The organism is Bacillus sp. 1780r2a1 (assembly GCA_024134725.1).
GTDB classification, from domain to species: Bacteria; Bacillota; Bacilli; order Bacillales; family Bacillaceae_H; genus Priestia; species Priestia aryabhattai_A.
The window spans coordinates 894,758-918,948 of the sequence record CP099863.1; the positions used below are offsets into that span (position 1 = coordinate 894,758).

25 protein-coding genes and 1 riboswitch are annotated in these 24,191 nt (G+C 38.4%); of the genes, 17 read left to right on the forward strand and 8 right to left on the reverse strand.

Annotated features, from left to right (window positions below):
* The first annotated feature begins 6 nt into the window (after positions 1-6).
* Together NIZ91_04610 and NIZ91_04615 are read left to right on the forward strand one after the other, a co-directional pair.
* Positions 7-678: a response regulator gene (locus tag NIZ91_04610; protein USY55942.1), complete on the forward strand. Its 672-nt coding sequence runs from the start codon at positions 7-9 to the stop codon at positions 676-678.
* Positions 679-692: 14 nt separating this feature from the next.
* Positions 693-1,643 (forward strand): tripartite tricarboxylate transporter substrate-binding protein, encoded by a 951-nt coding sequence (locus NIZ91_04615; GenBank protein USY55943.1) that lies wholly within the window; start codon positions 693-695, stop codon positions 1,641-1,643.
* 36 nt (positions 1,644-1,679) lie between these two features.
* Here NIZ91_04615 and NIZ91_04620 read toward each other — a convergent pair whose 3' ends face one another.
* Positions 1,680-2,552 carry a LysR family transcriptional regulator gene (locus NIZ91_04620; GenBank protein ID USY55944.1) on the reverse strand — a complete coding sequence of 291 codons (873 nt, stop codon included), beginning with the start codon at positions 2,550-2,552 and terminating at the stop codon, positions 1,680-1,682.
* Positions 2,553-2,748: 196 nt separating this feature from the next.
* Between NIZ91_04620 and NIZ91_04625 the strand changes: the two genes are divergently transcribed.
* The 3 genes from NIZ91_04625 to NIZ91_04635 all read left to right on the forward strand — a co-directional run bounded on the left by NIZ91_04625 (position 2,749) and on the right by NIZ91_04635 (position 5,921).
* Positions 2,749-3,879: an AbrB family transcriptional regulator gene (locus NIZ91_04625; GenBank protein USY55945.1), complete on the forward strand. Its 1,131-nt coding sequence runs from the start codon at positions 2,749-2,751 to the stop codon at positions 3,877-3,879.
* A 33-nt stretch (positions 3,880-3,912) separates the two neighbouring features.
* Positions 3,913-4,683, forward strand: coding sequence for a class I SAM-dependent methyltransferase (locus tag NIZ91_04630; protein USY55946.1), 771 nt, complete (start codon positions 3,913-3,915; stop codon positions 4,681-4,683).
* A gap of 584 nt (positions 4,684-5,267) precedes the next feature.
* Positions 5,268-5,921, forward strand: a complete 654-nt coding sequence (locus NIZ91_04635) for an HAD family hydrolase (GenBank protein USY55947.1) — start codon at positions 5,268-5,270, stop codon at positions 5,919-5,921.
* A gap of 30 nt (positions 5,922-5,951) precedes the next feature.
* Here NIZ91_04635 and NIZ91_04640 read toward each other — a convergent pair whose 3' ends face one another.
* Positions 5,952-6,950, reverse strand: a complete 999-nt coding sequence (locus NIZ91_04640) for a DUF3231 family protein (protein ID USY55948.1) — start codon at positions 6,948-6,950, stop codon at positions 5,952-5,954.
* A gap of 186 nt (positions 6,951-7,136) precedes the next feature.
* On the opposite strand from NIZ91_04640, the gene nei reads away from it, so the two are divergent.
* The 7 genes from nei to NIZ91_04675 all read left to right on the forward strand — a co-directional run bounded on the left by nei (position 7,137) and on the right by NIZ91_04675 (position 15,324).
* The gene (nei, locus tag NIZ91_04645; protein ID USY55949.1) at positions 7,137-7,958 is read left to right on the forward strand and encodes an endonuclease VIII; all 822 of its coding nucleotides are present in this window, start codon (positions 7,137-7,139) and stop codon (positions 7,956-7,958) included.
* 213 nt (positions 7,959-8,171) lie between these two features.
* Positions 8,172-8,273: riboswitch (TPP riboswitch) on the forward strand.
* Between the two features lie 108 nt (positions 8,274-8,381).
* A complete protein-coding gene (locus NIZ91_04650; GenBank protein USY55950.1) occupies positions 8,382-9,662 on the forward strand; it encodes an acetylornithine deacetylase in 1,281 nt (426 codons plus the stop codon).
* Positions 9,659-10,330: a thiaminase II gene (tenA, locus tag NIZ91_04655; GenBank protein USY55951.1), complete on the forward strand. Its 672-nt coding sequence runs from the start codon at positions 9,659-9,661 to the stop codon at positions 10,328-10,330. The genes NIZ91_04650 and tenA overlap by 4 nt, the downstream gene beginning before the upstream one ends.
* Complete coding sequence (locus tag NIZ91_04660) at positions 10,323-11,087, forward strand: ABC transporter ATP-binding protein (GenBank protein ID USY55952.1); 765 nt, start codon at positions 10,323-10,325, stop codon at positions 11,085-11,087. Before tenA ends, NIZ91_04660 begins: the two co-directional genes overlap by 8 nt.
* Positions 11,084-11,836 (forward strand): ABC transporter permease, encoded by a 753-nt coding sequence (locus NIZ91_04665; protein USY55953.1) that lies wholly within the window; start codon positions 11,084-11,086, stop codon positions 11,834-11,836. The genes NIZ91_04660 and NIZ91_04665 overlap by 4 nt, the downstream gene beginning before the upstream one ends.
* The gene (locus tag NIZ91_04670; protein ID USY55954.1) at positions 11,833-12,834 is read left to right on the forward strand and encodes an ABC transporter substrate-binding protein; all 1,002 of its coding nucleotides are present in this window, start codon (positions 11,833-11,835) and stop codon (positions 12,832-12,834) included. Before NIZ91_04665 ends, NIZ91_04670 begins: the two co-directional genes overlap by 4 nt.
* Positions 12,835-13,071: 237 nt before the next feature.
* Complete coding sequence (locus tag NIZ91_04675) at positions 13,072-15,324, forward strand: YhgE/Pip domain-containing protein (GenBank protein USY55955.1); 2,253 nt, start codon at positions 13,072-13,074, stop codon at positions 15,322-15,324.
* A gap of 37 nt (positions 15,325-15,361) precedes the next feature.
* Here the strand turns inward: NIZ91_04675 and NIZ91_04680 are convergent, their stop codons facing one another.
* A complete protein-coding gene (locus NIZ91_04680; GenBank protein USY55956.1) occupies positions 15,362-15,709 on the reverse strand; it encodes a helix-turn-helix transcriptional regulator in 348 nt (115 codons plus the stop codon).
* 173 nt (positions 15,710-15,882) lie between these two features.
* Here NIZ91_04680 and NIZ91_04685 point away from each other — a divergent pair, with 173 nt between their 5' ends.
* Together NIZ91_04685 and NIZ91_04690 are read left to right on the forward strand one after the other, a co-directional pair.
* The gene (locus NIZ91_04685) at positions 15,883-16,380 is read left to right on the forward strand and encodes a lactoylglutathione lyase family protein (GenBank protein USY55957.1); all 498 of its coding nucleotides are present in this window, start codon (positions 15,883-15,885) and stop codon (positions 16,378-16,380) included.
* Position 16,381: 1 nt separating this feature from the next.
* The gene (locus NIZ91_04690; protein ID USY55958.1) at positions 16,382-17,359 is read left to right on the forward strand and encodes a zinc-binding dehydrogenase; all 978 of its coding nucleotides are present in this window, start codon (positions 16,382-16,384) and stop codon (positions 17,357-17,359) included.
* A 47-nt stretch (positions 17,360-17,406) separates the two neighbouring features.
* On the opposite strand, the gene NIZ91_04695 is transcribed toward NIZ91_04690, so the two are convergent.
* The gene (locus tag NIZ91_04695; GenBank protein ID USY55959.1) at positions 17,407-18,957 is read right to left on the reverse strand and encodes a cation acetate symporter; all 1,551 of its coding nucleotides are present in this window, start codon (positions 18,955-18,957) and stop codon (positions 17,407-17,409) included.
* 17 nt (positions 18,958-18,974) lie between these two features.
* Positions 18,975-19,313 (reverse strand): DUF485 domain-containing protein, encoded by a 339-nt coding sequence (locus tag NIZ91_04700; protein USY55960.1) that lies wholly within the window; start codon positions 19,311-19,313, stop codon positions 18,975-18,977.
* 411 nt (positions 19,314-19,724) lie between these two features.
* On the opposite strand from NIZ91_04700, the gene NIZ91_04705 reads away from it, so the two are divergent.
* Complete coding sequence (locus NIZ91_04705; protein ID USY55961.1) at positions 19,725-20,036, forward strand: hypothetical protein; 312 nt, start codon at positions 19,725-19,727, stop codon at positions 20,034-20,036.
* 8 nt (positions 20,037-20,044) lie between these two features.
* On the opposite strand, the gene NIZ91_04710 is transcribed toward NIZ91_04705, so the two are convergent.
* Complete coding sequence (locus NIZ91_04710; GenBank protein ID USY55962.1) at positions 20,045-20,809, reverse strand: hypothetical protein; 765 nt, start codon at positions 20,807-20,809, stop codon at positions 20,045-20,047.
* 14 nt (positions 20,810-20,823) lie between these two features.
* Positions 20,824-21,147, reverse strand: a complete 324-nt coding sequence (locus NIZ91_04715) for a PadR family transcriptional regulator (protein ID USY55963.1) — start codon at positions 21,145-21,147, stop codon at positions 20,824-20,826.
* Between the two features lie 266 nt (positions 21,148-21,413).
* On the opposite strand from NIZ91_04715, the gene NIZ91_04720 reads away from it, so the two are divergent.
* Positions 21,414-22,163 (forward strand): IclR family transcriptional regulator, encoded by a 750-nt coding sequence (locus tag NIZ91_04720; GenBank protein USY55964.1) that lies wholly within the window; start codon positions 21,414-21,416, stop codon positions 22,161-22,163.
* A 34-nt stretch (positions 22,164-22,197) separates the two neighbouring features.
* Complete coding sequence (locus tag NIZ91_04725; protein USY55965.1) at positions 22,198-23,025, forward strand: aldo/keto reductase; 828 nt, start codon at positions 22,198-22,200, stop codon at positions 23,023-23,025.
* A gap of 141 nt (positions 23,026-23,166) precedes the next feature.
* Here the strand turns inward: NIZ91_04725 and NIZ91_04730 are convergent, their stop codons facing one another.
* A complete protein-coding gene (locus NIZ91_04730; GenBank protein ID USY55966.1) occupies positions 23,167-24,057 on the reverse strand; it encodes an AraC family transcriptional regulator in 891 nt (296 codons plus the stop codon).
* Positions 24,058-24,191 lie beyond the last annotated feature (134 nt).

Sequence of the window (24,191 nt, forward strand, 5' to 3'; positions counted from 1 at the left end):
GACATCATGTTAAAAGTAGCCATTGCAGAGGATGATTTTCGAATCGCTCAGGTTCAAGAACGATTTTTACAAGAAATAGAGAATGTGAAAGTAGTAGGAAAGGCTTTAAATGCTAAAGACGCCATAGAAATGCTTGAGCAAGAAAATATCGATTTGCTTATTTTAGATATTTATATGCCTGATGAAATGGGAACGGATTTATTACCACGCATTCGTGAACGGTTTCCAAAAGTAGATGTTATTGTGGTGACGGCTGCCACTGAAAAGGATATTCTAGAGCGATGCTTGCGCAACGGTGTGGTCAATTACTTAATTAAGCCTGTAAAAATGGAGTCATTCATTGAAGCAATCGAAGGGTACCAGAAAAAAAGAAGGTTATTGCAAGCTCGAGATGAAGTGGACCAGTCATTTGTTAACTCGTATTTTGGTTATGATAAGCAGCAGACAGTGGAAAAAGTCTTACCATCTGGAATTGACGGAATTACGTTAAAACGAGTGAAAGCTATCTTAAAAGACCTCACAGAAGGTATTACAATTGAAGAAATGGGCAAAACGATGGGCGTCTCTCGAACAACGGCCCGTCGCTATTTAGAATATTTAGTATCGGTGCAAGAGTGTCATGTTCAGTATGATTATGGGATTGTTGGTCGGCCGGAGCGAAAGTATCATTTAACATAGGTCAGGGTGAATACATGAAGAAGTGGGTTAGTTTAATAAGCGTAATTCTTATGTTAATGAGCTGCAGCAACCGTGATCAAAACGTTCAATTTGATCACGTAGAATTAGTAGCTCCAGGAGCGGTTGGAGGTGGAGCAGACTTAACCGCTAGGACTATGCAGCATGTGTTACAGCAAGAAGTAATGGATATACCTGTTTCTGTTGTGAATAAAACACAAAGTCAAGGAGAAGAAGCATGGCGGTATGTACAGAAACATGAAAAAGGCAATGTCATTTCAGGTAACTCTAGCTTATTAATTACGAATCATTTACTAGGACAAAGTCAGTTAACGTATAAAGACTTTACACCTCTGGCGATTTTGGCAACCGAATGGGAAGTCATCGTTGTTCCAAGCTCTTCCTCCATTACGACGATGAAGAGTTTGATGGATGCTTTAAGAGAAAACCATCATTTATTAAAGATTGGATTATCTCCTCGATTAGGAAATGACGATCATTTGTCGTTTGTACAAGCAGCGCAGAAAGCAAACGTTGAAACTTCTCGCTTAGCTTTTTATGTATATGGAAGCAGCCATGGCGTACTAGATGCGCTCCAAGAAAATGAAGTTCAAGTAGCTCCTATGTCGCTATCAGAAGCAAAAAGTGCGTACAAGCGAGGAGACGTTCGGATTTTAGGCGTTTCAGCTCCACAGCGCTTAGCGGAATTTAACAATGTTCCAACTTGGAAAGAAGAAGGGGTTGACGTTGTTTTTAGCCACTGGAGAGGATTGATGGGTCCACCGAATATGACGCAAGAAGAAATTGATTACTGGAATCAAACCATATACAAAATGGTCAATACGAAGGCGTGGAAACAGCTTTTAAAAGAAAATGATTTTTACCCTTTTTATAAGAATAGCAGCGGTGCGTCTGTATTTTTGGAAAGACAAAGTAAGCTATATGAAGAATTAATGAACGGCAAGTAAAAAAGCTATATGATTCCATATAGCTTTCTTATCCGTTTAATGAATATCGTGCAGATTAATCTCTTCAATAAATTCAATAAAGGCCTTAACAATTTTAATTTCAAGTGACTCTTCATGAAAGTACATCCACGTCTTTCGAAGTAGAGCGGTTCCATCTTCGTTTTGCATCGGAATGACGTGAAGTCCTTCAACATCTTCAACTAGCATGTGAGGGAGCATCGCGTATCCAAGCCCATTTTCAACCATCTTTTTACACGTATCCGCTTTGTCTACGTGAATACTGACGCTTGGAGGTTGATTGAAATTTTCGCTCCACCAATGGTCAACAGCGGTCTTCAAAAAACGGTCTTGATGATAATCGATTCGAGGTAAGTGTGGGAGATCATCTATCTCAATAGGTTTTTTAGAAGCAATGCAAATGGTTTCTTCAAAGAGAAGTCTCTTTTCATTGCGCCAGTTATAATCACCTTTTACAAAAGCAATATGAACATCTTGATGGTGTAAGAGGTTTACAACGTCACTGCTCCATCCGGTGGTAACTTTAAATTCGACATCAGGATATTTGTCTTTAAATAAGCGCAAAAGTCCTGGTAATTTGTAATCCGTAAAGAAATTCGAGACGCCAAGCCTTAGTGTACCCGTTAGCTTATCGCCCATATTTAAAACGTGGTCTTTTATGTGTTGGAGATGCGCAATCATTTTATCAGCAGATTTTGCTAAATATTCTCCTTGAGGTGTAAAATGGATACCTCTGCGCCCACGATTAACAATTTGGACACCGAATTCTTTTTCCATCTGCTGCAAGCGGTTCGTCAGGGCTGGTTGTGAAATATAAAGTAGCTTTGCAGCTTTTGTGATATTTTTTTCTTGGTATAAAAGCTGTAAAATGAGCCAATCTCGATCGTCCATTTCTTCCTCCTTTATTTAGGTATTAATTTTTTTTATCTTTCTACATACAAATCCGATATTTCAATTATCTCTAAAAGTATACTATAGTTTAAATAGATAGAAAACGTAAAGCTCATCCGTATGGGCAAGAAGGTTTAGACCCTTTGTTTTTAGACTGACAAAGTAATCGTAGCAAAAATAGAAAGAAGGATTTGAAATGAAAGCAACATTATCTTTTTCATCTACGTTTTTATTGATTACACTAAGTGCTTTAGGCGGACTGCTACTATCTTCATTAGGAATGTCAATCGGCTGGATGATCGGCACACTTATTGTCGCAACAACTTTAGCAATTACTCGTCCTCAATTTTTGAAGATTCCTTCGAATTCTAAAGGAATGCCAAAGATTTGGCTGTACGTTGGTCAACTCATTCTAGCAATTGAGCTAGGGCAACAAATTAATCTAACAGTTGTCAGCACATTTGTAGACAATTGGCTTCCTGTATCTATCATTTTATTAATCTCTATTTTATTTTCATTAGGTTCTGGGTTTATTCTGTTTAAATTCACCTCAAATGATTTGTTAACAAGCTTGTTCAGTACAGCTCCCGGTGGATTAAGTGCCATGCCAGGGATTGCAGAAGAGGTTGGGGCAAACACCGCAACGGTAAGTGTTGTTCAGATTATGCGGGTGTTTCTTGTTGTGCTTACGGTTCCACTTCTTGTTTCATCGTTAGGCGAGAAAGCAATAGTAGCAACAACCTCTGAGGCAGCTTCTTCTTTTAGTTTGGAGTCAGTATTATGGACGTTTACATTAGTTGTTGCAGCTTTTATTGGATACCTAATTGGCAAGCGTTTCAAATTTCCGGCTCCCTGGCTTGTTGGAGGGATGTTGACTGTAGGTATTACGCAAGTGGCAGGCTCAGCGCTTGTGGGCTATAACTTAACGGCTTGGTGGCCACATCTTGTTTTAATTATGGCTCAAGTAATCATTGCGACAAGTATCGGTTCACGCTTTCGCGCTGATATGTTTCAGGGTATGAAACGAACGATTGGAGTGGCTTTTATTAGCACAATTGTGTTAATTGGTACAATGTTTATATGTGCATATATCGTATCTGAGATTGGAGGCATTCCATTTATTACAACAGCACTTGCTTTTGCTCCAGGAGGAGTTGCGGAGATGGCGACTACTTCTGTTGTATTAGGAGCAGATGCACCGTTTGTGGTAGCTGTTCAAGTCTTTCGTATTTTAATTGTTTCGCTGTTATTACCACCCATCTTTAGATGGTTCTATCGCGTTGGGGAACAGAGAGTTCATACTCATGCCAAGGTTCAAGAAAGGTAATAGCTAAATTATAAAGAGAGGTAGTGGTGGGAGATGAATCATGAAAAAGAGCTAGTGGTGAGTCAATTTGGCAGTAATGCTAAAAACTATGTGAAAAGCAAAGGCCATTCCAAGGGAGCTGATTTAATTTTCTTAGCAGAAGCAGCGGCTGATTATGCGGGAGAAAAAGCATTGGATATCGCAACGGGTGGAGGTCACGTGGCTAATAAGCTTGCCGGTTTATTTGATGAGGTAGTAGCTTTTGACCTTACTCCACAAATGCTTCTTCATGCAGAAGAATTTATTAAAAGTAACGGTCATGAGAACGTATCGTTTGTGCAGGGGGAAGCTGAGAAATTACCGTTCTTAGACGAAGCGTTTAATCTTGTAACATGCCGAATTGCTCCTCATCATTTTACAGATGTGCAAAGCTTTGTGAATGAATCGGCTCGGGTATTAAAAAAGGATGGAGCGTTTATAGTTGTCGATAACGTGGCGCCAGAAAGTGATGCGCATGATGCTTTTTATAACGAAGTGGAAAAGAAGCGAGATCCTAGTCATCATCGTGCTTATAAAAAAACAGAGTGGTTTAAAATGTTAGAGGAAGCGGGCTTTACAATTGAGCTAATGACGCGCTTTCCAAAAACATTTCTGTTTGATGATTGGTGTGAAATGATGAAAGTACCTCAAAACGATAAGCAAGAACTCACAGGGAAGATGCTGAGTGCTTCAAGTGAATTGAAAGCGTTCTTTCATATTCAAACAGACGGCACAAGTATTCAATCGTTTCAAGCAGAATCGGTTTTAATTATTGCTAAAAAATAAGAGAAGCCGCGCTCCGGTGAGAGCGCGGCTTTTTAGTTAGCCTTATACTTTGATTGGTAGGCGGACGAACGTTTGGTCCGTTCCCGAAGCGGTTAGATTGTCTTCTAATATAAAATCTGAAGCGGCTTCGTTTCTCGAAAATCTCTGAATAAAAGCTTCTAGCGCCACTTGCATTTCAAGTCGTACCAGCTGAGCACCTAAGCGAAAGTGAGGGCCATTTCCAAATATTCAATGCTTTTTATTTGTAGAACGATGAATGTCTAGAGTAAAAGGATTGCTAAACATTTCTTTGTATCAATTAATCAGAAAAAATTCTTCTGAACACGTTTGGAATTTTGGTATCTCAGTCACCGGAATTCCTTCTTGTTTCATTTTCGTTCCTCCTTCTGAAGAGATGAAAAAGAGCAAATGATTTCTCATTTTTTATACTTTTAGTCTAATATAAAAAGTTGAGCGTAAAGAAATAAGAAGATGTGAATCATATCCATATGCGGATGTGCTAGGTAAAGCGTATACTTGTAGCTCTACTCAGAAGAACGTGATAGGATATTAACTAGAATTGAGGTATAAAGGCGGTATGAAAGATGATTAAAGCAATTGTATTTGACTTTGATGGATTAATTGTAGATACAGAATCAGTTTGGTATGAAGTGTATTGCGATATGTTAGAACCTCGTGGCGTACATTTAAAAATTGAAGAGTTTGCGTCTTATATAGGAACAGATACTACAGCGCTCTACGACTTTTTATATGAGCAGTTTGGTCGTGAATTAACGAAGGACGAGATTGCGAAGGAGTCGTTAAAACGTCATCAAGAAAAAATGAAGCAGCTGGCAGCTCGTGAAGGTGTTCTGGAGTATTTAAAAGAAGCGAAAGAATTAGGTCTGAAAATTGGTTTAGCCAGCAGTTCAGACCGTGCGTGGGTGACGTCGTTTTTAAAGGAATTAGATCTCCTTGATCATTTTGAAGTGATGCAAACGCGTGATGACGTGGAAAAAGTTAAGCCAGACCCGGCTCTTTATAAGCAAACAGTTGAAAAGTTAGGCGTACATCCTTCTGAAGCCATTGCTTTTGAAGATTCTGCAAACGGTGCAAAAGCCGCTATCGCAGCAGGTTTACAATGTGTAATCGTACCGAATCGTCTGTCTGCACATTTGACTTTTGAAACGTATCATTTACGTATTGCTTCCATGAAAGAGAAGTCACTACAGGAGGTAATTGAACAGGTAAGTCATTAAGAAAGTGGAGCTAGCATTAGCTCCACTTTTTTACGGCTCTAAATGTATTTTTGGAAATGGGATGTGAGGAGGCTCTTCAAGCCAGCCTTGCTCAATACTAATGCGGGATGTTTCTTCAGCAAATTGTAAGATTTCATTTGTAAACTTTGTATATTTAGCGGATAAATCAAGCCTTGGATTAGTGGCCATAGACATGCCGTAGTTTCGAACGCTTTCCGATACCATTGCTGATACGTGAAACATCATGAGCTTTTCTGAAAAAGGTGGTACAGCAGATTTTTCAACTCCATAATCCCATTCCATGATGATGGGAATGTTTTCAACCATCAGTGGCTCAGACAGCTGTTCAATATGAGCCTGCATTATATGACGTCCTTTTAGTAAAAATGCTTTAATATCTTCAGAAGTTGCTGTCTGTGCAAAGCCAAGTAGCAAATCTTTTGCGATTAGATTCGTTTCAATATTTGAAATGAGATGTGATATCTCAATGACAGTAAGCGGTCTTTTTTCATCAAAAAAGTGACCCAAAAACATTTCTTTTCCAGCCATATCAGAAGAGTCTGCAATAGGGATTGGCGGGAGCTGAATATATACTTTTTTGGCTAAAAGTAAGTCGGTTACCTGTTGGTTTAACTGCTCGGCTAATAGCAGCAGTTTTCTGAAAAAAGTCCGAATGTCTTCACGTTTTGCAATGTCTACTCCATATGTAGCGGATAATAACAGCAAATTGGAAACATGCTTTAAATATAGTAAATAAAACGAATCCGAAAAGAGTCTAGGAGCGTCAACATGTAAATCTTCTTCATTAAATCCAAGCGGAATTGGCATGTTTTCTTTTAAAAACAATGCGCTTAAAACGTCTAGATTTCGTTCAATAATATGCTGAGTAGCTTTTAATGACTGCTCAATTTCTTGATCATCCACATGGCGCAGAAAGTGTAGTAACGTGCATGAGACAGCTTTATCATTCATGTACTGTTGCCAAATCGCAGCCATTTCAGAAGCGGATAATGGTAAAAATGTACTCATAGTATACTCCTTTATAAATATATGTGTTGTTGTTAGTTTTGACCGTTTAGATGTAGATATTCCATTAGTGTAGGGAAAGGAAAAATAACTGTCTATTTTAAATGTGCTTTCAAGCCTACTCATTCTTGAATTTTCTTTAAAACCTAATAAAAATAGAAAAAGTAAGAGAGTAAAGGAGATGTTAATATGCCGGAAGGGCCAGAAATTCGAAGAGCAGCAGATGAAGTACAAAGAGCGATTACTTCTAGGCCTGTAGGAGAAGTATGGTTTGCGTTTGAAGCATTAAAAAAATACGAAAGCATGCTTACGGGAGCATCGGTTAAGAGAGTTGATACAAAAGGGAAAGCAATGCTTATTCGCTTTGATAATGGATATACGATTTATTCACATAATCAGCTCTACGGTAAATGGTATATCAGAAAGGCGTATCAGTATCCAAAAACAAATCGGCAGCTCCGCTTAGCCATTCACAACGAGCAAAAATCAGCTCTTTTGTATAGCGCATCGGATATCGAAGTGCTGCTTGATGAAGAAGTTCCTGCTCATCCGTTTGTTTCGAGAGTCGGACCAGACATCTTAAGTGAACAAGTGAGCGTAGAGGACTTAATTGAACGTTTTACAAGCAAAGCATTTTATCGCCGAAAATGGACGTCTCTATTGCTTGACCAGAGCTTTGTAGCGGGCATTGGGAATTATTTGCGCAGTGAGATCCTGTTTTTAGCAGGTATTCACCCGGATAAGCGACCTTGTGATTGTACAGAAAAGCAGATTAAAAAAGCTGCGGAAGCAACAATTTTGCTAATGCAGCAGTCGTATGAAACGGGGGGGATTACAAACGATTTGTCTTTAGTTGAAAAGTTAAAGGAAAAAGGAGTAAAACGCTCTGCTTATCGACACTGGGTATTTAACCGAGAGGGAGAAGCGTGTCGAATAGATGGAACGGAAATTCAAAAAATTCCTGCTGCTTCGAGGCGGTTGTATTACTGTCCAACTTGCCAAAAGAAGTAAGCATACAAAAGCCGGAAATCTTAATTCCAATAGCTTGTCCCTAGTTTTGTATAATCGGCAGGGTTCTCAATTTTCTATGAAAGGTTAAACATAGCTCTTTTATTAGTGTAGAGGTCAAATTGGAATTCTGTAAATTATATTGAAGTATATGAGGTAGTGTGGTACAACTAATAGAGATAATAATCAGATAGCTTTACAAATAAATAGTCATTATTAAACCACTAGGGGTGCTTTTTGAAGCTGAGAGAGACATGGTCTTAACCCTTATAACCTGAACTAGGTAATACTAGCGTAGGAAAGAGGTATTGTGTGCTACATCTATGGACTTTTACAGGATGTAAAAGGGATATATGTGTATATTCAAGCGCTTCTTTTCTATGAAAAGAAGCGCTTTTTTATGTGGTTTAGAGGGAGGGGATTAGTATGAACATTACAGATGTGGTAGAGCAGGTGGATACTAGACAAGATGAACTTATTGAGCTTTTGACCAAGCTCGTCTCGTATAAAACACCAGCACCACCTGCACGTAATACAAAAGAAGCGCAGATATATATTGCAGAGCTGTTGGAAAGCTATGGTTTTGAAATTGATATGTGGGACGTGTACCCAAATGATCCTAACGTTGTAGGAACGTTAAAAGGAACAAATCAAAGCGAATATCAGAGTTTAATTATTAATGGACATATTGATGTTGCGGCAGTCAACGAAGGCGAAGCATGGGATATAAGTCCTTTCCAAACGAAATTTGAAGAAGGATTCATAATGGGGAGAGGCGTTGCTGATATGAAAGGTGGACTCGCTGGAGCGCTGTTTGCCATTAAGCTTCTACGTGAAGCTGGAATGGAATTTCCGGGGGATTTAACCTTTCAATCGGTTATCGGGGAAGAGGTTGGAGAAGCTGGGACCCTTGAATGCTGCAAGCGAGGATACAGTGCAGACTTTGCGATTGTGGTTGATACAAGTGAGCTGCAAATCCAAGGTCAAGGTGGAGTCATTACGGGGTGGATAACCGTGAAAAGTAAGCAAACATATCATGATGCCACAAGAAGGCAAATGATTCATGCAGGGGGCGGCTTATTAGGAGCCAGTGCAATTGAAAAAATGGCGAAATTAATTGGTGCACTGCAGGAGCTTGAGCGCCACTGGGCTGTTGTCAAAAGCTATCCCGGTTTTCCGGTTGGAACAAATACAATCAATCCAGCTGTTATTGAAGGTGGCCGCAACGCAGCCTTTATCGCAGACGAATGCAGGCTGTGGGTGACCGTTCATTATTATCCAAATGAATCATATGAAGAGGTAATGAAAGAAGTAGAAGACTATCTGTTACAGGTTGCAAAAGCAGATCCGTGGCTAAGAGAAAATCCTCCAACGTTTAAGTGGGGAGGCACATCAATGATTGAAGATAGAGGAGAAATTTTCCCTGCATTTGAAGTAGATAAAAATCATCCAGCAGTTCACTCGTTAGTCGGTGCTCATAGAGAAGTAACAATGAAAGAAGCGCATATCAACGTTTCGCCAACGGTTACGGACGGTGGCTGGCTAGCTGATGCAGGTATAGCTACAGCTATTTATGGTCCAGGAGACTTAACGGAGGCTCACTCTGTTAATGAAAAGCTATCTGTTAATCAATTGCTTGATTACACGAAAGTGATGGTTCAATTTATTTATGAATGGCTACATACAAAAAAGGAGAATGCAAAATGAAATTTAGTGAACGTTTGTATGAAAAAGTAAAGCCGATTTGGAAGCAAACGCATGAGCATCCTTTTGTAAAAGGAATGGGAGAAGGAACGTTAGAACAAGATAAGTTTCGCTTTTATATGGTGCAAGATTACGTGTATTTGATTGACTATGCGAAGCTGTTTGCTCTTGGAGCAGTAAAAGCAACAGATGTTCAAACAATGGGGAAATTTGCAGCGTTATTACATTCAACAATGAATGAAGAGATGGAGTTACATAGACAATATGCAAAGCGTTTTTTAATTACCCCTGAAGAGTTAGAAACAGCAGAGGCAGCTCCAACAACGCTTGCTTACACGCACTACATGCTTCATGTTTCTCAAAACGGAACCTTAGCGGAACTTGTTGCGGCACTCCTGCCTTGCATGTGGAGCTATTGGGAGATTGGAAAAGAGCTTCGCACCAAGCCTGGTGCAAAGCATGAACTTTATAGTGAATGGATTGATATGTACAGCTCAGCTGAATTTGGTGAACTGGCGACTTGGTGTATTGATTTAATGGATCAACTAGCAGAAGGAAAATCAGAAGCAGATCTTACTAAGTTAGAAGAAATTTTTATTAATACGACGCGCTTTGAATACTTATTCTGGGATATGGCTTACGAAAAAGCGATGTGGCCTGTTCATGTATAAAAAGGCTTTGGAGTTTGAAACGGTGACTTTTTCATATGAAGAAAGCAGAGGAGCGATCTTGGAATCTCTTAATTTTGATATTGAAGAAGGAGAATTTGTAAGCATTGTCGGCGCAAGCGGTTCCGGAAAGAGCACGTTATTTCGCCTTATTACCGGGTTAGAGATAGAGCAGGCGGGACGAATTTTAATTAATAATCAGCAGCACCACAATCGCTTTGGGCATGTGGGATACATGCCTCAAGAAGATCTTCTTTTACCTTGGAGGACCATTCTAGATAACGCTGCTTTGCCTTTAGAGTTAAAAGGGGTACCAAAAGACGAAGCGTATATACAAGCAAAAGAACTGCTCAGTGAATTTGGTTTAAAAGGATATGAACAGAGGTTTCCATCTGATTTATCAGGAGGAATGAAGCAGCGTGTTTCATTCCTACGCACGGTACTGAGTGGCTCGAACGTGCTTTTGCTGGACGAACCGTTCAGTGCTTTGGATGCTATTACTCGTCTATCCATGCAGGAGTGGCTCCTTGAGCAGTGGCAAAAGCGTAATCAAACCATTTTGTTTATCACGCATGATGTGCAGGAAGCGTTGTTCTTATCAGACCGTATTTTTATCTTTGATAAGCAACCTTTAAAGGGATTTAAACAAGTGAAGGTACCTCTTGAAAGACCAAGAGCTCTGCAGGACATAGATCGACCAGAGATTGTAAAGCTGAAGCACCAACTAATGCAAGAGCTCAGGATGAAGGTGGATGCATGAAAAGGATACAAGAGTGGAGCTTACCTATTGTTTTAACGTTCGTATTACTAATTATTTGGCAGGTTACCGCTTATATTGTGGGAATGCCCTTTATTTTACCATCTCCAGTTGAAGTGTGTGTGAGAATATGGGAGCTAAAGGAAGTGCTTTTCATTGAACATTTACCTTCAACGTTACTGATTATTTTAATAGGTTTAGCTATTTCGATTGTTGTAGGCGTCTTAGTTGCAACTTGGATGAATAACAACAAAACCATCGAGCGGGCTATCTATCCTATTTTAGTAGCTTCACAAACTATTCCAATCATAGCGTTAGCGCCTATTTTTGTACTTTGGTTTGGCTATTCCATCTGGAGCAAAGTAGTGGTAACGGTCTTAATTACATTTTTTCCTATTACCGTGAACACGTTTGATGGTCTTCGCTCAACGAGACGTGAACACGTTGAACTTTTAAAAACGATGGGAGCGACCAAGCGAGACCTTTTTATGAAGCTAAGCGTACCAGCCGCTTTACCTCATTTTTATTCAGGCTTAAAGGTAGCGGTAACCTTAAGCGTTATTGGAGCTGCTATCGGTGAGTGGCTCGGTGCACAAGCAGGTTTAGGTTATTTCAGTCGACGAATGATGACACAGTTTGATGGAGCCGGTGTATTCGCTCCAATCGTTGTGTTATCTCTTATTGGCATCATCTCTTTTATTGGCATTACATGGATTGAACGTAGATCACTAAAATGGAGGAAAGCTAAATGAAAAAATGGCTAGTTAGTTTATCACTGCTGCTTTTAGTAGTAACGACTGCTTGTAGTAAAGATGAAACAAGTTCAGCAACTCATAAGAAAGAATTAAAAGAAATATCGGTAATGTTGGATTGGTATCCAAATGCTGTACATAGCTTTTTATACGTTGCACAAGAAAAAGGCTATTTTGAAGAGGAAGGTGTAAAAGTAGACATTCAATATCCAGCCAATCCAACTGATCCGTTAAACTTAGCAGCGACAGGTAAAATTACGTTAGGATTTTACTATCAGCCAGATGTCGTAATGGCAAGGGCTAACGAAAATGTTCCCGTAAAGTCAGTAGGAGCGATTGTTCGTTCTCCATTAAATCACGTTGTCTTTTTGGATGAAAGTCCTGTTAAGCGTCCAAAAGATTTAGAAGGAAAGACAGTGGGATATACAGGAATTCCTTTAAATGAAGCGCTGCTGAAAAAGATGATTAAAACAGATGGAGGGAATCCGGACAAGGTTAAAATGGCTGACGTAGGCTTTGAATTAGGATCTTCAGTTGTAACGAAAAAAGTCGACGCGGTAATCGGTGCATATATTAATCACGAAGTTCCTGTTTTGAAAGACAAAGGGTATGATACGCGCTACTTTAACCCAACAGATTATGGTGTTCCTAATTATTATGAGCTAGTAGCAGTAACGAGCGATCGTACATGGGACACAGATGAAGAATCTATTCGCGCGTTTTGGAAAGCAGCAACAAAGGGCTATGAGTTTATGAATGAACATCCGGATGAAGCTCTTGACATTTTATTAAGCAATCAAGACAAAGCGAACTTTCCATTAGTGGAAGGAGTAGAAAAGCAAAGCCTTGATATCTTGCTTCCAAAGATGGAATCAGCTGAAGGGTTTGGCAGTCAGACAGCGAAGTCTTGGGAAGAAACGGCGAAGTGGTTAAAGGATTCCGGTTTAATTAAAAAAGAACCCAAGGCAGAAGATATGTTTATAAATCTCACAAATTAATGAAACATAAAAACGCATCGATTGATGCGTTTTTATGTTTAAACAGGGAATAAAATGATAGTCGATAACAAAAAGTATATAGAAATTCAATTTCTATATTAAATATGAAGAAAAATATTTTAAATTATAATTGACCTACTGTTTGTGAGTATGATAACATTAATCAGAACTTAATGACCGTATTTGTTTTTTGGTCAAACGGTCGATTTAACTGAAAAGCTATTGGGGGATTTAACGATGAATATGCTGAAGGGAGAATGGAAATCAATTATTTCAAAGCCGATGAATATTTTAATTATTGTTGGCTTATTATTTGTTCCGTTCTTATATAATGTGATTTTTTTATCAGCTTATTGGGATCCATATGGAAAAACAGATCAAATTCCTGTAGCGGTTGTCAATGAAGACAAAGGCGCTACTTTAGATGGGAAAGAACTTCACGTCGGTGATGATTTTGTTGAAAATTTAAAGGATAACGATACGTTTGACTGGCGTTTTACGAATAAAGAAGAAGCGCTAGAAGGCTTAAAGGATGAAAAATATTACCTCGTCCTAGAACTGCCAAGGAATTTCTCTGAAAACGCAACAACTTTAATGGATGAAGATCCAAAGAAAATGAAGTTTGTCTATCATACGAACGCTGGTAAAAACTACTCCGGCGCGCAGATTGGTTCAAATGCAGTAACAAAAATAAATGAACAAATTAAAGAAGAAGTAACAAAGCAGTATGCAGAAACTGTGTTTGATAGTTTTAAAGAGGTAGCAGATGGCCTTCAAGAAGCAAGCGATGGTGCTGGCAAAATTGAAGATGGTTCTAAAACGCTTCGTGATAATCTAAAAAAGTTAGCTGATAGCACTGTTACTTTTGAAGAAGGCGTAACAAAATTAGCAAGTGGTATTAGCGATGCCAATAAAGGTGCTAAAACTATTAATGAAAATCAAGTTAAGCTAGCAAGTGGATTAGGTGAGCTAACAGATGCTGGTGGGAAATTAGAAACGGCTTCTGGAGAGCTAAAAGGTGGAGCAGTAGCCATCGATGACGGCTTAAATCAGTTAGAAGGAAAACTTCCTGCTTTTGTAGGTGGTTTAAATCAGCTAGAGCAAAAACTTCCTGAATTCGTAAGTGGCTTAAACGAAGCAAATACAAAAGTAAATGAAGTTGCTAAGAAAATTGAGCAAAAGAAGCAAGAAATTAACGCAGTGAAAGAAAAAATTGATTCAGCTCAAGAAGCGTTTGATACTAGACAACAGCAAATTGTAAATTCTATTAACGAAAATGAAAATATTCCAGATGAAGAAAAGCAAAAGCTTATTGATGAAATTACAAAACTTTCTTCTGAACAATTTATGGAGCAGCAGCAGGCTCAAGTGAATGAATTAAAAGCGCAGGTTGATCAAGTTCAAGTGCTAGCAGATGGCCTGAAAGAGTTATCAGCAGCCGGTGGACAAATTCAGGGCGCAGTGACTGATCTATCAGACGCTAGTAAACAAATTCAAAGTGGAGTCACAGAACTATCAAATGGTGCGACTAAGCTAGCAAGTGGTCAAGAAGAATTTAATAAAAATTTTACAACATTTAATAACAAGTTAGGGGAAGCAAGCGAAGGTGCAAACAAGCTTGCTGAAGGAACAAAAGACTTGGTGAGCGGCTTAGGTGAATTAGACAAAGGTGGTTCTCAGCTTGTTAGCGGTACAAAAGAGTTAGAAGAAGGCTCTGGTAAGCTTTATGATGGATCTTCTGAATTAGCAGAAGGTACAAGTGAGCTTCATTCCTCTCTACAAGAAGGGGCAAATGATGCCAAAGAAGTGAATCCAAATGATAAAACGTACAGCATGTTTGCTAGTCCAACTGACTTACAAGATGACAAACAGAACAATGTTGATAAGTATGGAGTGGGCTTAACACCGTATATCTTATGTATTGGATTATTTGCAGGAGCGTTGATGTTCTCTTCTGTTTATTCATTAAAAGACCCAGCCATTACGCCGACGTCTGGTTTGGCATGGTTCTTAAGTAAGTTTAGCGTAATTGCCTTTATGGCTGTTTTTCAATCAATTCTCGTAGCAACAGTACTGCTGTGGGGACTTGATTTACACGTAACGAGCGTGTGGAGATTTTATGTGTTTACAATAATTACAGGCTTAACATTCTTCACCCTCGTGTTATTTTTAACAACAGCTTTAGGTAAGATAGGGCAGTTCTTAACGTTTATCATGCTTCTCCTTCAAATTGGAGGAAGCTCAGGAACGTTCCCGAAAGCGTTGGTACCTGAATTTTTCCAAGTAATTAATCCATTCTTGCCAATGACGTATGCCATTCGAGGATTCCGTGAAATCATTTCGGTTGGTGATGATTATGGATTTGCTTGGAGCCAAGCAGGCGTGTTAGGAATATTTGCGCTTGTATTTATTATCTTAACCATTATTGTCTTCAGCTTGAATGTGCGAAAGTTTCGCAAAGTAAACGAAGACGAAGAAGCAACAGCTTAATAGAAAAAAAGCTTAGCCCTCACCAGGCTAAGCTTTTTTAGCATTCCTTAAACAAATTAATAGCATCTGGGCTTTGTGCTATGCGTTCGCTTCCCCAAGCACACATTAGGTTTAACACTTCTCTTAGCGTTTCCCCTTCAGTTGTTAACGAGTATACGACCTTTGGTGGTATTTCGTCATATAAAGTACGTTTAATAATGCCGTCATGTTCTAACTCTCTCAGCTGCTGAGAGAGCATTTTTTTTGTGATGTTTGGAATGACGCGCTGTAGCTCGCTGAATCGAAGAGCTTGCTCTTTCAAATGACAAAGGATTACAACCTTCCATTTCCCTCCAATCACTTCGAGAGTAGCTTCTACAGGAATATTATATTTAGTAGCCTTCAACGTTATCTCTCCTTATGCAATGTAATAGAAGGATGTCAATTGGATAATCTATTAATTGAATTCGTTAAGGAGGTTACTTCTTGGTAACCTGGTTACACGAAAGTGCCGTCTATTCATGGATGTACGATTCCATTATACTGAAACCAATCTTAAATATGAAGGAGGAAACAATAATGAATCAACCATATCCACGTTCGTTTTCACATATCGGGCTTTCTGTTCCTAATGTGGACGAAGCCGTTAAATTTTATAAGGAAGTACTAGGGTGGTACGTCATTATGGAGCCATCTGAAATTATAGAAGATGACAGTGCAATTGGACAAATGTGTACAGATGTTTTTGGCTCTGGCTGGGGGAAGTTTCGTATTGCGCATTTAGCAACAGGAGATAAAATTGGTGTAGAAATCTTTGAGTTTCCTCAAAATGAAACGCCTGAAAATAACTTTGAATTTTGGAAAACAGGCATTTTCCATTTCTGCGTTCAAGACCCTGACATTGAAGGACTTACAGAAAAAATTGTTGCTCATGGTGGAAAGCAACGTATGCCAATTCGTGAGTATTATCCAAATGAGAAGCCTTACAAAATGGTGTACTGTGAAGATCCATTCGGCAATTTAATTGAAATCTATACGCATAGTTACGAACTGACATATTCAGAAGGAGCATACTAGGATGAAAGCTTTACTTTTAGAAGAAAAGGGACAATGGGAACACATGAAGGTGAGAGATAGTGAAAAGCCTGTGCCTGATGCTGGAGAAGTAGTCGTACGCGTACGAGCTGCTGCTCTTAATCCCGTTGATTATAAAACGGCAACGGGTGGAAACCCAAGCTGGTCATATCCCCATATCTTAGGATTAGACGTAGCGGGTATTGTTGAAGAAGTAGGTGCACATGTGACCGATATTCAAGTCGGGGATCGTGTTGTCTATCATGGTGACTTAACGAAAAAAGGTGGTTTTGCTGAATATGCTGTGACAACGGCTCATACGGTATCTGTTATCCCACAAGGCGTATCGTTTGAAGCGGCGGCAGCGTTACCTTGTGCCGGCTATACCGCATACCAAGCGCTATTCTCTAAGCTTCATATCGAGAAAGGTCAATCTATTTTAATTCATGCGGGAGCTGGTGGAGTAGGCGGTTTTGCGATTCAACTTGCCAAGCAAGCGGGGTTGACCGTCATTACGACAGCATCTAAAAAAAATCATGCGTACGTAAAATCACTAGGTGCTGATTATGCCATTGATTATAAAGAGGGGAATTTTGTGGAAGAAACGCTTGCCATTACAAACGGGTTAGGTGTTCATGCTGTGCTGGAAACGGTTGGAAGAGAAAATGCAAATAAATCACTAGAAGCACTTGCATTTAACGGGCAAATCGCTTTTATTGCAGGGCCACCTGACGTGAATAGCGCCATTTCATTTGCACATCCACTTTCTTTTCATCAAGTTGCATTAGGCAGTGCTCACCAATCAACTAATCGTCAAGAGCAAACAGCTCTAAAGGAAATAGGAGATGTCATGCTGCAACTTGTGAAAGAAGGGAAGCTAGATCCGCTTGTTGAGAAAACCATCTCTTTAGATGAGATTCCACAAGCATTAACACAGTTAGCTAGTCGTACCGTGACAGGAAAAATCATTGCAGTTCTATAAGCATAAAGAAATAGCTCCCCTTGTGTAGGGAGCTATTTCTTTGTTTATTAATGCTTTACAGGACCTTGAATGCCCATGCCTGTGTTTGCTTTAACTAATACTTCATCAAACTTCTTCGCATCTGCTTTTTCACTTGAGACAAGCGTACCGATAATAGCAGCTAAGAATCCAAGTGGAATTGAAATGATCCCTGGGTTAGTGAGCGTAATAAGCGGTTCCCCAACAAAGATGGCTGCTCCTGCCTCAGGTGACCAAACGTTAGGACTAATTGCTACAAGAATAAGGGAGCTTAGTAAGCCTACAAGCATCCCTGTTACTGCACCTGTAGTATTAAATCGTTTCCAAAAAATCGTAAACAAAATGATTGGTAAGTTTGCACTAGCTGCTACTGCAAAAGCAAGTGCTACTAAAAAGGCTACGTTCATATTTTGAGCAAATAATGCAAGAATAATGGAGATAATTGATACACCGATTGATGCCCAGCGTGCCGCAACAACCTGTTCTTTTTCCGTTGCCTCACCACGACGAACGATATGGCTATAAAAGTCATGTGCAAAAGCTGAAGCTGCTGATAAAACGAGCCCCGCAACAACTGCTAAAATCGTTGCAAACGCAACGGCTGATACAAAAGCAAATAAGAAATCTCCGCCTAAAACTTGGGCTAATAGCGGAGCTGCCATGTTACCAGCAGAGTTTGCCGCAATAATTTCATCGTATCCAACAAAGGCTGCTGCACCAAATCCTAAGAAGATAGTCATAATGTAAAACGCACCGATAATCCATGTTGCATAAATAACGGATTTTCTTGCTGTAATTGCGTCTTTTACCGTAAAGAAACGGATAAGAATATGAGGTAATCCTGCAGTACCAAGCACTAAAGCTAAGTTTAAAGAAATCATATCAAGCGGGTTGGTAAACTTGTTTCCAGGATTTAAAAAGCCTTCGCCAAGAGGTGTTGCTGTCTTCATCTCTGAAAACATTTTTACGATGCTAAAATCAAACTTTGCAAACACCATCACGGAAATAATAAATGTCCCGATCATTAATAAAATAGCTTTGGCAATTTGAACCCAGCTTGTTGCTGTCATGCCACCAAATACCACGTAAATTGTCATTAAGATACCAACGATTAAAACAGAGTAGACGTAGTCAAGTCCTAGTAATAAATGAATAAGTGCGCCTGCGCCTACAAGCTGTGCAATCATATAAAAGATTGAAATCGTGATAGTATTTAAAGCCGCAACTCCACGAACTTTCTTTTGGTCAAAGCGTGCAGCAATCATGTCAGCCATCGTATATTTTCCAAGATTACGAAGTGGTTCTGCCACAACATACAACACAACAAGGTAAGCAACTAAAAATCCGATGCTGTAAAAGAAACCATCGAATCCAGAAAGCGCTACCATTCCTGCGATACCTAAAAATGATGCGGCAGACATATAATCTCCAGCAATCGCCATTCCATTTTGTAGACCTGTTAAGCTTCCGTCAGCCGTATAGAAATCACTGGAAGTTTTGGTTCGTTTAGAAGCTAAGTATGTGATTACGAGCGTTAATCCAACAATTACGAGAAATAGTGAAAATGCAAGTCCATTCATTAACAGATCCTCCTTCTTTAGCGAGCTTCAGCTTTAATTACTTCAACTAGTTCGTCAAATTTAGCTGCACGACGGGTATAAAGAATACACAGTGTCCACGTCATAATAAATTGAGCAAAAGCAAATACCCATGCCCATGTCATTGATAAAAAAGCAGGTTGATTTAATACGTTAGAATAAGCTGTTAAAATAGGTAGTGTAAAATAAAAAGCTAGGAAAAATAGTGATAATGGTAAAATGAAATTTCGTTTTGTTTTTAAGAGCTGTTGGAAAGATGGAGATTGAACAATTTTCGTATAGTCTGGTGAGGTAGGTTGTTCTTCGGTTTTTTGTAACGAGCTTCCGTTCATCGCCAATGAAAATACCCCCTTTAAATTAAGTTTGGAACATATTGGATAGATGTTCCTGTACACCGTCATTATATTGTTTTCAGAAAAAAAAGTAAATTTAGATTATATGACAAAAACTAAGAAATATCGACATTTCCTCTAGAGGTAAAAAAGTAAAAGCTAGAGAAGAGATAACTATGAAAGAGAATTGGATATAATTGTAGCATAATATGAACAAGCTCAAAAAAGGCTATTTACATCATAAAAAAGTTATTTTACCTAATGATATTTTTTATTGAGATAATAAAAAGATAGGTTTATTTATTAAAGAAACATTTTTTACTAAGAAGGTATTTATATGATTCTGTTATACATTGTATAGATAATATAAAAATATGTTATATAACAGAAAATGAGATGATAGAAAAAGGTGACACGATGGCATTTGGATTAAAGCGTGAAGAGTTATATGCATGGAAGGAAGCTGTGAATCGAGGAGAAATTGCATTTTTAACTCACTATTGGATTGATGAACGATTTCCGGGTGCAACAACGGTAACAAAAGTAGGTTGCAGCGATATAGCAAAGCTCATTCAGTGGGGAAAGAAATATAATATTCCTTCTAGATATATTGATAATCGTTCAGGCTACCCTCATTTTGATTTACTGGGACAACGGCAGCGCGAAATACTAGCAGCAGAAAATAAGTTAGATCAGCTAGAGAGATTTGAAAACAACGGCTCGAAATGAGCCGTTATTTAAACTGATTGTTTTTGGGTTTTCTTTATGACGATGAGCATATAAACACTAATTGCGGCGTATGAAATTAGTGAACTTACTACTAACCCAGTAGACTCTGATATTGAAAGAAAATCTATAATAACTTCAGGTAAATAAAGCAAAATAGGAATTAAAATGCTCACCCATGTTTTGGACCAAACTGATACGGCTACTAAGAATGTGATTGCTGCTAGTGCACTTACCAAGCCACTCAGTGAGTACAAGCCACCAGAAACAACAAAAAGTTTTATTTCTGCCTTTCTCTCTAGAAATACAAGCGCAATAAACCCACCAATCGATAAGACACTGTAAGGGATAAACAGAGTGAGCAAAGCTAATCCTGACAATTGTCTAGCTGCCACAACACGAAAGAGACTTAGCAAAATAAGCACCATAACCATGATGAAAATAGGCATGCCAATAAGCGTGTAGGCAGAATATGCAATATCACCATGAATGGCATCGCCAAGCAAGCTGTAAGCAAATACGCCTAAAATAATCATTGGCAAGTACTTCAACCATCCCATTAAGTCAGGCTTCATTTCACTTGATAAGCTTTCCATGTATGCTTTTGGGGATTGACCGATAATGTGGTGAACACTTTTCCCGTCTTGTTCTGCATCTGATAAATGATGAGATAACTCAAGAATAATATCTTCTGTTTCCCTTTCGTTTTTTCCGCTTGAAAACAAATAAAGGCGTAAATTTTGTAAAAAATCCGTGCTTTCTTTTGATAACGTCATATTCATTCCCCTTTCTATTTTTTGTTGTTCATTAACTGATTAACGCTGTGTGATAACAAATTCCAACGTTCTTGAAAGTCCTTTAGCTCTTGTTGTCCTTTCGGTGTTAACGTATAATACTTTCGTTTTGGACCATTAGGCGAAGCTTTCATAATGCTTGTGATAAGCTGTTCTTTTTGCATACGGAGAAGGAGTGGGTAAATGCTGCCTTCACTTACCATATGAAAACCGTGGGCTTCCAATTTTTCAATCATTTCATATCCATATGTTTCACCTTTTGAAATGACTGCTAATAAACAGCCTTCTAAAATTCCTTTTAACATCTGAGTTGAAGACACAAACCGTTCCTCCTTAACTACCTTGTAATATAAGATAGTGGGTTAAAAAATGTTACTATTTTGCATTACAAGATACATAATACTAATTTCTGTAAAAATATTCAAGTGCTTTCTTGTTTAATTAGTAAAAATCGTGGAATACCAATTATAGAAGGGTTTGATATTCTCTTTTATAGGGAATTTTATTGAAGTGAGTTTCTTTATTTGATAAAAAATTATACCGTAATTATAATAAAATTATTATTCGGCTAAAGGAGGAGCTTAAAATGTCTGAAGTGGGTACATTAAAAAAAGGATTAGATATCTTCTCTTTATTAATAAAAGAGCCGAATATGACAATTTCTGAAATGATGAATGTGCTTCAATATAATAAAAGCACCATGTATCGCTTAGTGAGTACACTTGAACAAAATGAGTTCATTGAAAGAACAGCCGATCACCGCTATCGCGTTTCTGCTGTGCTATTATCTCAGCTATCTGGTGGGAACAGCTACGATTTAAACTGGTTTTCTGTTCCACCAATGGAGAAGCTGAATCAACAAACAAACGAAACTATTTATGCGGGAGTTATTTCTGATAACAAAATGGTGACAACTCAAGTTGTGAGCGGCGAATACTATAGCACGCGTACACATTCAGAAGTAGGGAATAAAAAAGCAATTCATGCAAACGGTATTGGAAAGTGTATTCTTGCCTATCAGTCAGAAGAAGTGCAAAATCAAATCATTGAACAACTGGCGTTTGAAATTTTTACTTCTCATACTCTTACATCTCGTACAGCTTTGGAAGCGGAGCTGCATAAAATTCGTGAGCAAGGCTATGCGGTTGATAATGAAGAGGGGGAAATTGGATTAAGGTGTATTGCAGCACCTGTAAGAAAAAATGGGCAAGTCGTTGCTGCTGTAGCACTTTCAGGACCTTCGGGTCGAGTTTCTCAAGATAAAGATGAACATCATGCTAAGCTTGTCAAAAAATGTGCCGATGCAATTTCTCACACAATGACTCACAAGTTGTGATTCAAATATACAGTTATAGAGGGGATGAATTCTAATGAACAATTTACAATCAACAACAAAGTTAGCAAATGGCGTTGAAATGCCATGGTTTGGTCTAGGTGTATTTAAAGTAGAAGATGGACAGCAGGTAGTTGACTCAGTGAAATGGGCAATTAACGCAGGTTACAAAAGTATTGATACAGCCAAAATTTATGAAAATGAAGAAGGCGTAGGACAAGCAATTAAAGAAGCAGGTGTACCACGTGAAGATCTTTTCATTACAACAAAAGTATGGAATGCAGACCAAGGCTATGAGTCAACGTTAGAAGCGTTTGAAACAAGCTTAAATAAACTAGGTCTTGATTACTTGGATTTATATTTAATTCACTGGCCGGTAGAAGGAAAATACAAAGACACTTGGAGAGCGCTAGAAAAGCTATATAAAGATGGCAAAGTAAAAGCAATTGGCGTATCGAATTTCCAAATTCATCACTTAGAAGATTTAATGAAAGACGCTGAAGTAAAACCAATGGTTAACCAAGTAGAGCTTCATCCATTATTAACTCAAGTAGAGCTTCGAGACTTCTGTAAAAAGAATGATATTCAAATTGAAGCATGGTCTCCATTAGCTCAAGGTGAATTATTAGATAACGCGGTACTGAAAGAGATTGCAGATAAGCATGGTAAATCAACAGCACAAGTTATTTTACGCTGGGATTTACAAAGTGAAATTGTAACAATTCCAAAGTCTGTTAAAGAGCACCGCATCGTTGAAAATGCATCAATCTTTGACTTTGAACTTTCTCAAGACGATATGGCTAAAATCGATGCACTAAATAAAAACCATCGCGTTGGTCCAGACCCAGATAACTTTGACTTTTAATAAAGAACGAATCATAAAGAGCGTCGCTTGTTCCAAAGCGACGCTCTTTTATTGTTCATGTTGTCTTATTGTATACAAAGCATATAACAGATACTTTGGATATAGTTAACGAGTTTCTTCTATTATATAGTTACTATATAATTACGCTTTACTAAGCTTCTTTTGAATCGGAATGTACAAATCAATTTGCTTATCTGTTTTTCCAAAGCATCTTTCATCATACAGCTCAAACTCCATTGAACCGTAATGTTCGTATCCTGATTGTGGAAACCACTCTGTGAAAACATAGTTCCACGTAGATTGAATGGAGAACGTAAAGTCGTCTTCACTGGACTTAGGCGTTGTGAAAACAGCATAGTCTATTTTAGGAAAGCTACGATATGTTAAGCCTTCAGGTGCTGCAGTATCTTCTTGCACTTCCATTCCAATTATATAGGTAAATTCACCCGTAGAAGGGGTAAAGTCTGTGCAGATTCCTAGCTCTTTGTTTTTATATAATGGCTTGGGTATCTTAGTACTAAGCTGATTTTTAAGATAATGAGTCCAAAACGCAGGAATATCTTTGTTGTTTTGACCGTCGACGTTTTTTGTTCGTAATTCATATCCTATAATGTGAAAAGCATCTTTTGTGATTAACATAGGTTTCACTTTGTTTCCTCCTGTTACTGGTTTTTGTAGATAGGCTTTTCCACGCAGGGGTCCACACAACATATTGGCACTGCGATATTCTTTTGGCGATAGTCCATATACCTTTTTAAAAGATCGATTAAATGATTCGGTGTATTGAAAGCCAAGGTCAAATGCAATATCAATTACTTTATCATTTGTGTAAAATAATCGTTGAGCTGCAGCCGTTAATTTTCGTTTTCGCACGTATTCCATGACGGATTCACCAACTAGCGTTTGAAAGACTCGGTGGTAATGAAATGGAGAAAAACAAGCTACTTCAGCTAACTGCTCTAAAGTAATTGAGTCATGCAAATGATCTTCAATATAATCAATGGTGTTTAAGACACACTGTTCATACGTCATTTTGTTTCACCTACCTTATTGTTACTATACCAATAAACATCATGTGGTTCTTAACATTACTTGCTCAATATTTACAGGTATTTAAACGAGTTTCTTCTATTATATATGTACGTTTTTTTTTGAAAAAGAAAATA

Excerpts from the sequence above, each read along its gene's own strand:
- NIZ91_04615 (USY55943.1), top strand. The coding sequence starts at position 693 with ATGAAGAAGTGGGTTAGTTTAATAAGCGTAATTCTTATGTTAATGAGC.
- NIZ91_04635 (USY55947.1), top strand. The coding sequence starts at position 5,268 with ATGATTAAAGCAATTGTATTTGACTTTGATGGATTAATTGTAGATACA.
- NIZ91_04725 (USY55965.1), top strand. The coding sequence starts at position 22,198 with ATGAACAATTTACAATCAACAACAAAGTTAGCAAATGGCGTTGAAATG.
- NIZ91_04730 (USY55966.1), bottom strand. The coding sequence starts at position 24,057 with ATGACGTATGAACAGTGTGTCTTAAACACCATTGATTATATTGAAGAT.
- tenA (USY55951.1), top strand. The coding sequence starts at position 9,659 with ATGAAATTTAGTGAACGTTTGTATGAAAAAGTAAAGCCGATTTGGAAG.
- NIZ91_04650 (USY55950.1), top strand. The coding sequence starts at position 8,382 with ATGAACATTACAGATGTGGTAGAGCAGGTGGATACTAGACAAGATGAA.
- NIZ91_04620 (USY55944.1), bottom strand. The coding sequence starts at position 2,552 with ATGGACGATCGAGATTGGCTCATTTTACAGCTTTTATACCAAGAAAAA.
- NIZ91_04710 (USY55962.1), bottom strand. The coding sequence starts at position 20,809 with ATGACGTTATCAAAAGAAAGCACGGATTTTTTACAAAATTTACGCCTT.
- NIZ91_04695 (USY55959.1), bottom strand. The coding sequence starts at position 18,957 with ATGAATGGACTTGCATTTTCACTATTTCTCGTAATTGTTGGATTAACG.
- NIZ91_04675 (USY55955.1), top strand. The coding sequence starts at position 13,072 with ATGAATATGCTGAAGGGAGAATGGAAATCAATTATTTCAAAGCCGATG.
- NIZ91_04705 (USY55961.1), top strand. The coding sequence starts at position 19,725 with ATGGCATTTGGATTAAAGCGTGAAGAGTTATATGCATGGAAGGAAGCT.
- NIZ91_04670 (USY55954.1), top strand. The coding sequence starts at position 11,833 with ATGAAAAAATGGCTAGTTAGTTTATCACTGCTGCTTTTAGTAGTAACG.
- NIZ91_04660 (USY55952.1), top strand. The coding sequence starts at position 10,323 with ATGTATAAAAAGGCTTTGGAGTTTGAAACGGTGACTTTTTCATATGAA.
- NIZ91_04685 (USY55957.1), top strand. The coding sequence starts at position 15,883 with ATGAATCAACCATATCCACGTTCGTTTTCACATATCGGGCTTTCTGTT.
- NIZ91_04720 (USY55964.1), top strand. The coding sequence starts at position 21,414 with ATGTCTGAAGTGGGTACATTAAAAAAAGGATTAGATATCTTCTCTTTA.
- NIZ91_04640 (USY55948.1), bottom strand. The coding sequence starts at position 6,950 with ATGAGTACATTTTTACCATTATCCGCTTCTGAAATGGCTGCGATTTGG.
- NIZ91_04610 (USY55942.1), top strand. The coding sequence starts at position 7 with ATGTTAAAAGTAGCCATTGCAGAGGATGATTTTCGAATCGCTCAGGTT.
- NIZ91_04630 (USY55946.1), top strand. The coding sequence starts at position 3,913 with ATGAATCATGAAAAAGAGCTAGTGGTGAGTCAATTTGGCAGTAATGCT.
- NIZ91_04690 (USY55958.1), top strand. The coding sequence starts at position 16,382 with ATGAAAGCTTTACTTTTAGAAGAAAAGGGACAATGGGAACACATGAAG.
- NIZ91_04665 (USY55953.1), top strand. The coding sequence starts at position 11,084 with ATGAAAAGGATACAAGAGTGGAGCTTACCTATTGTTTTAACGTTCGTA.
- nei (USY55949.1), top strand. The coding sequence starts at position 7,137 with ATGCCGGAAGGGCCAGAAATTCGAAGAGCAGCAGATGAAGTACAAAGA.
- NIZ91_04625 (USY55945.1), top strand. The coding sequence starts at position 2,749 with ATGAAAGCAACATTATCTTTTTCATCTACGTTTTTATTGATTACACTA.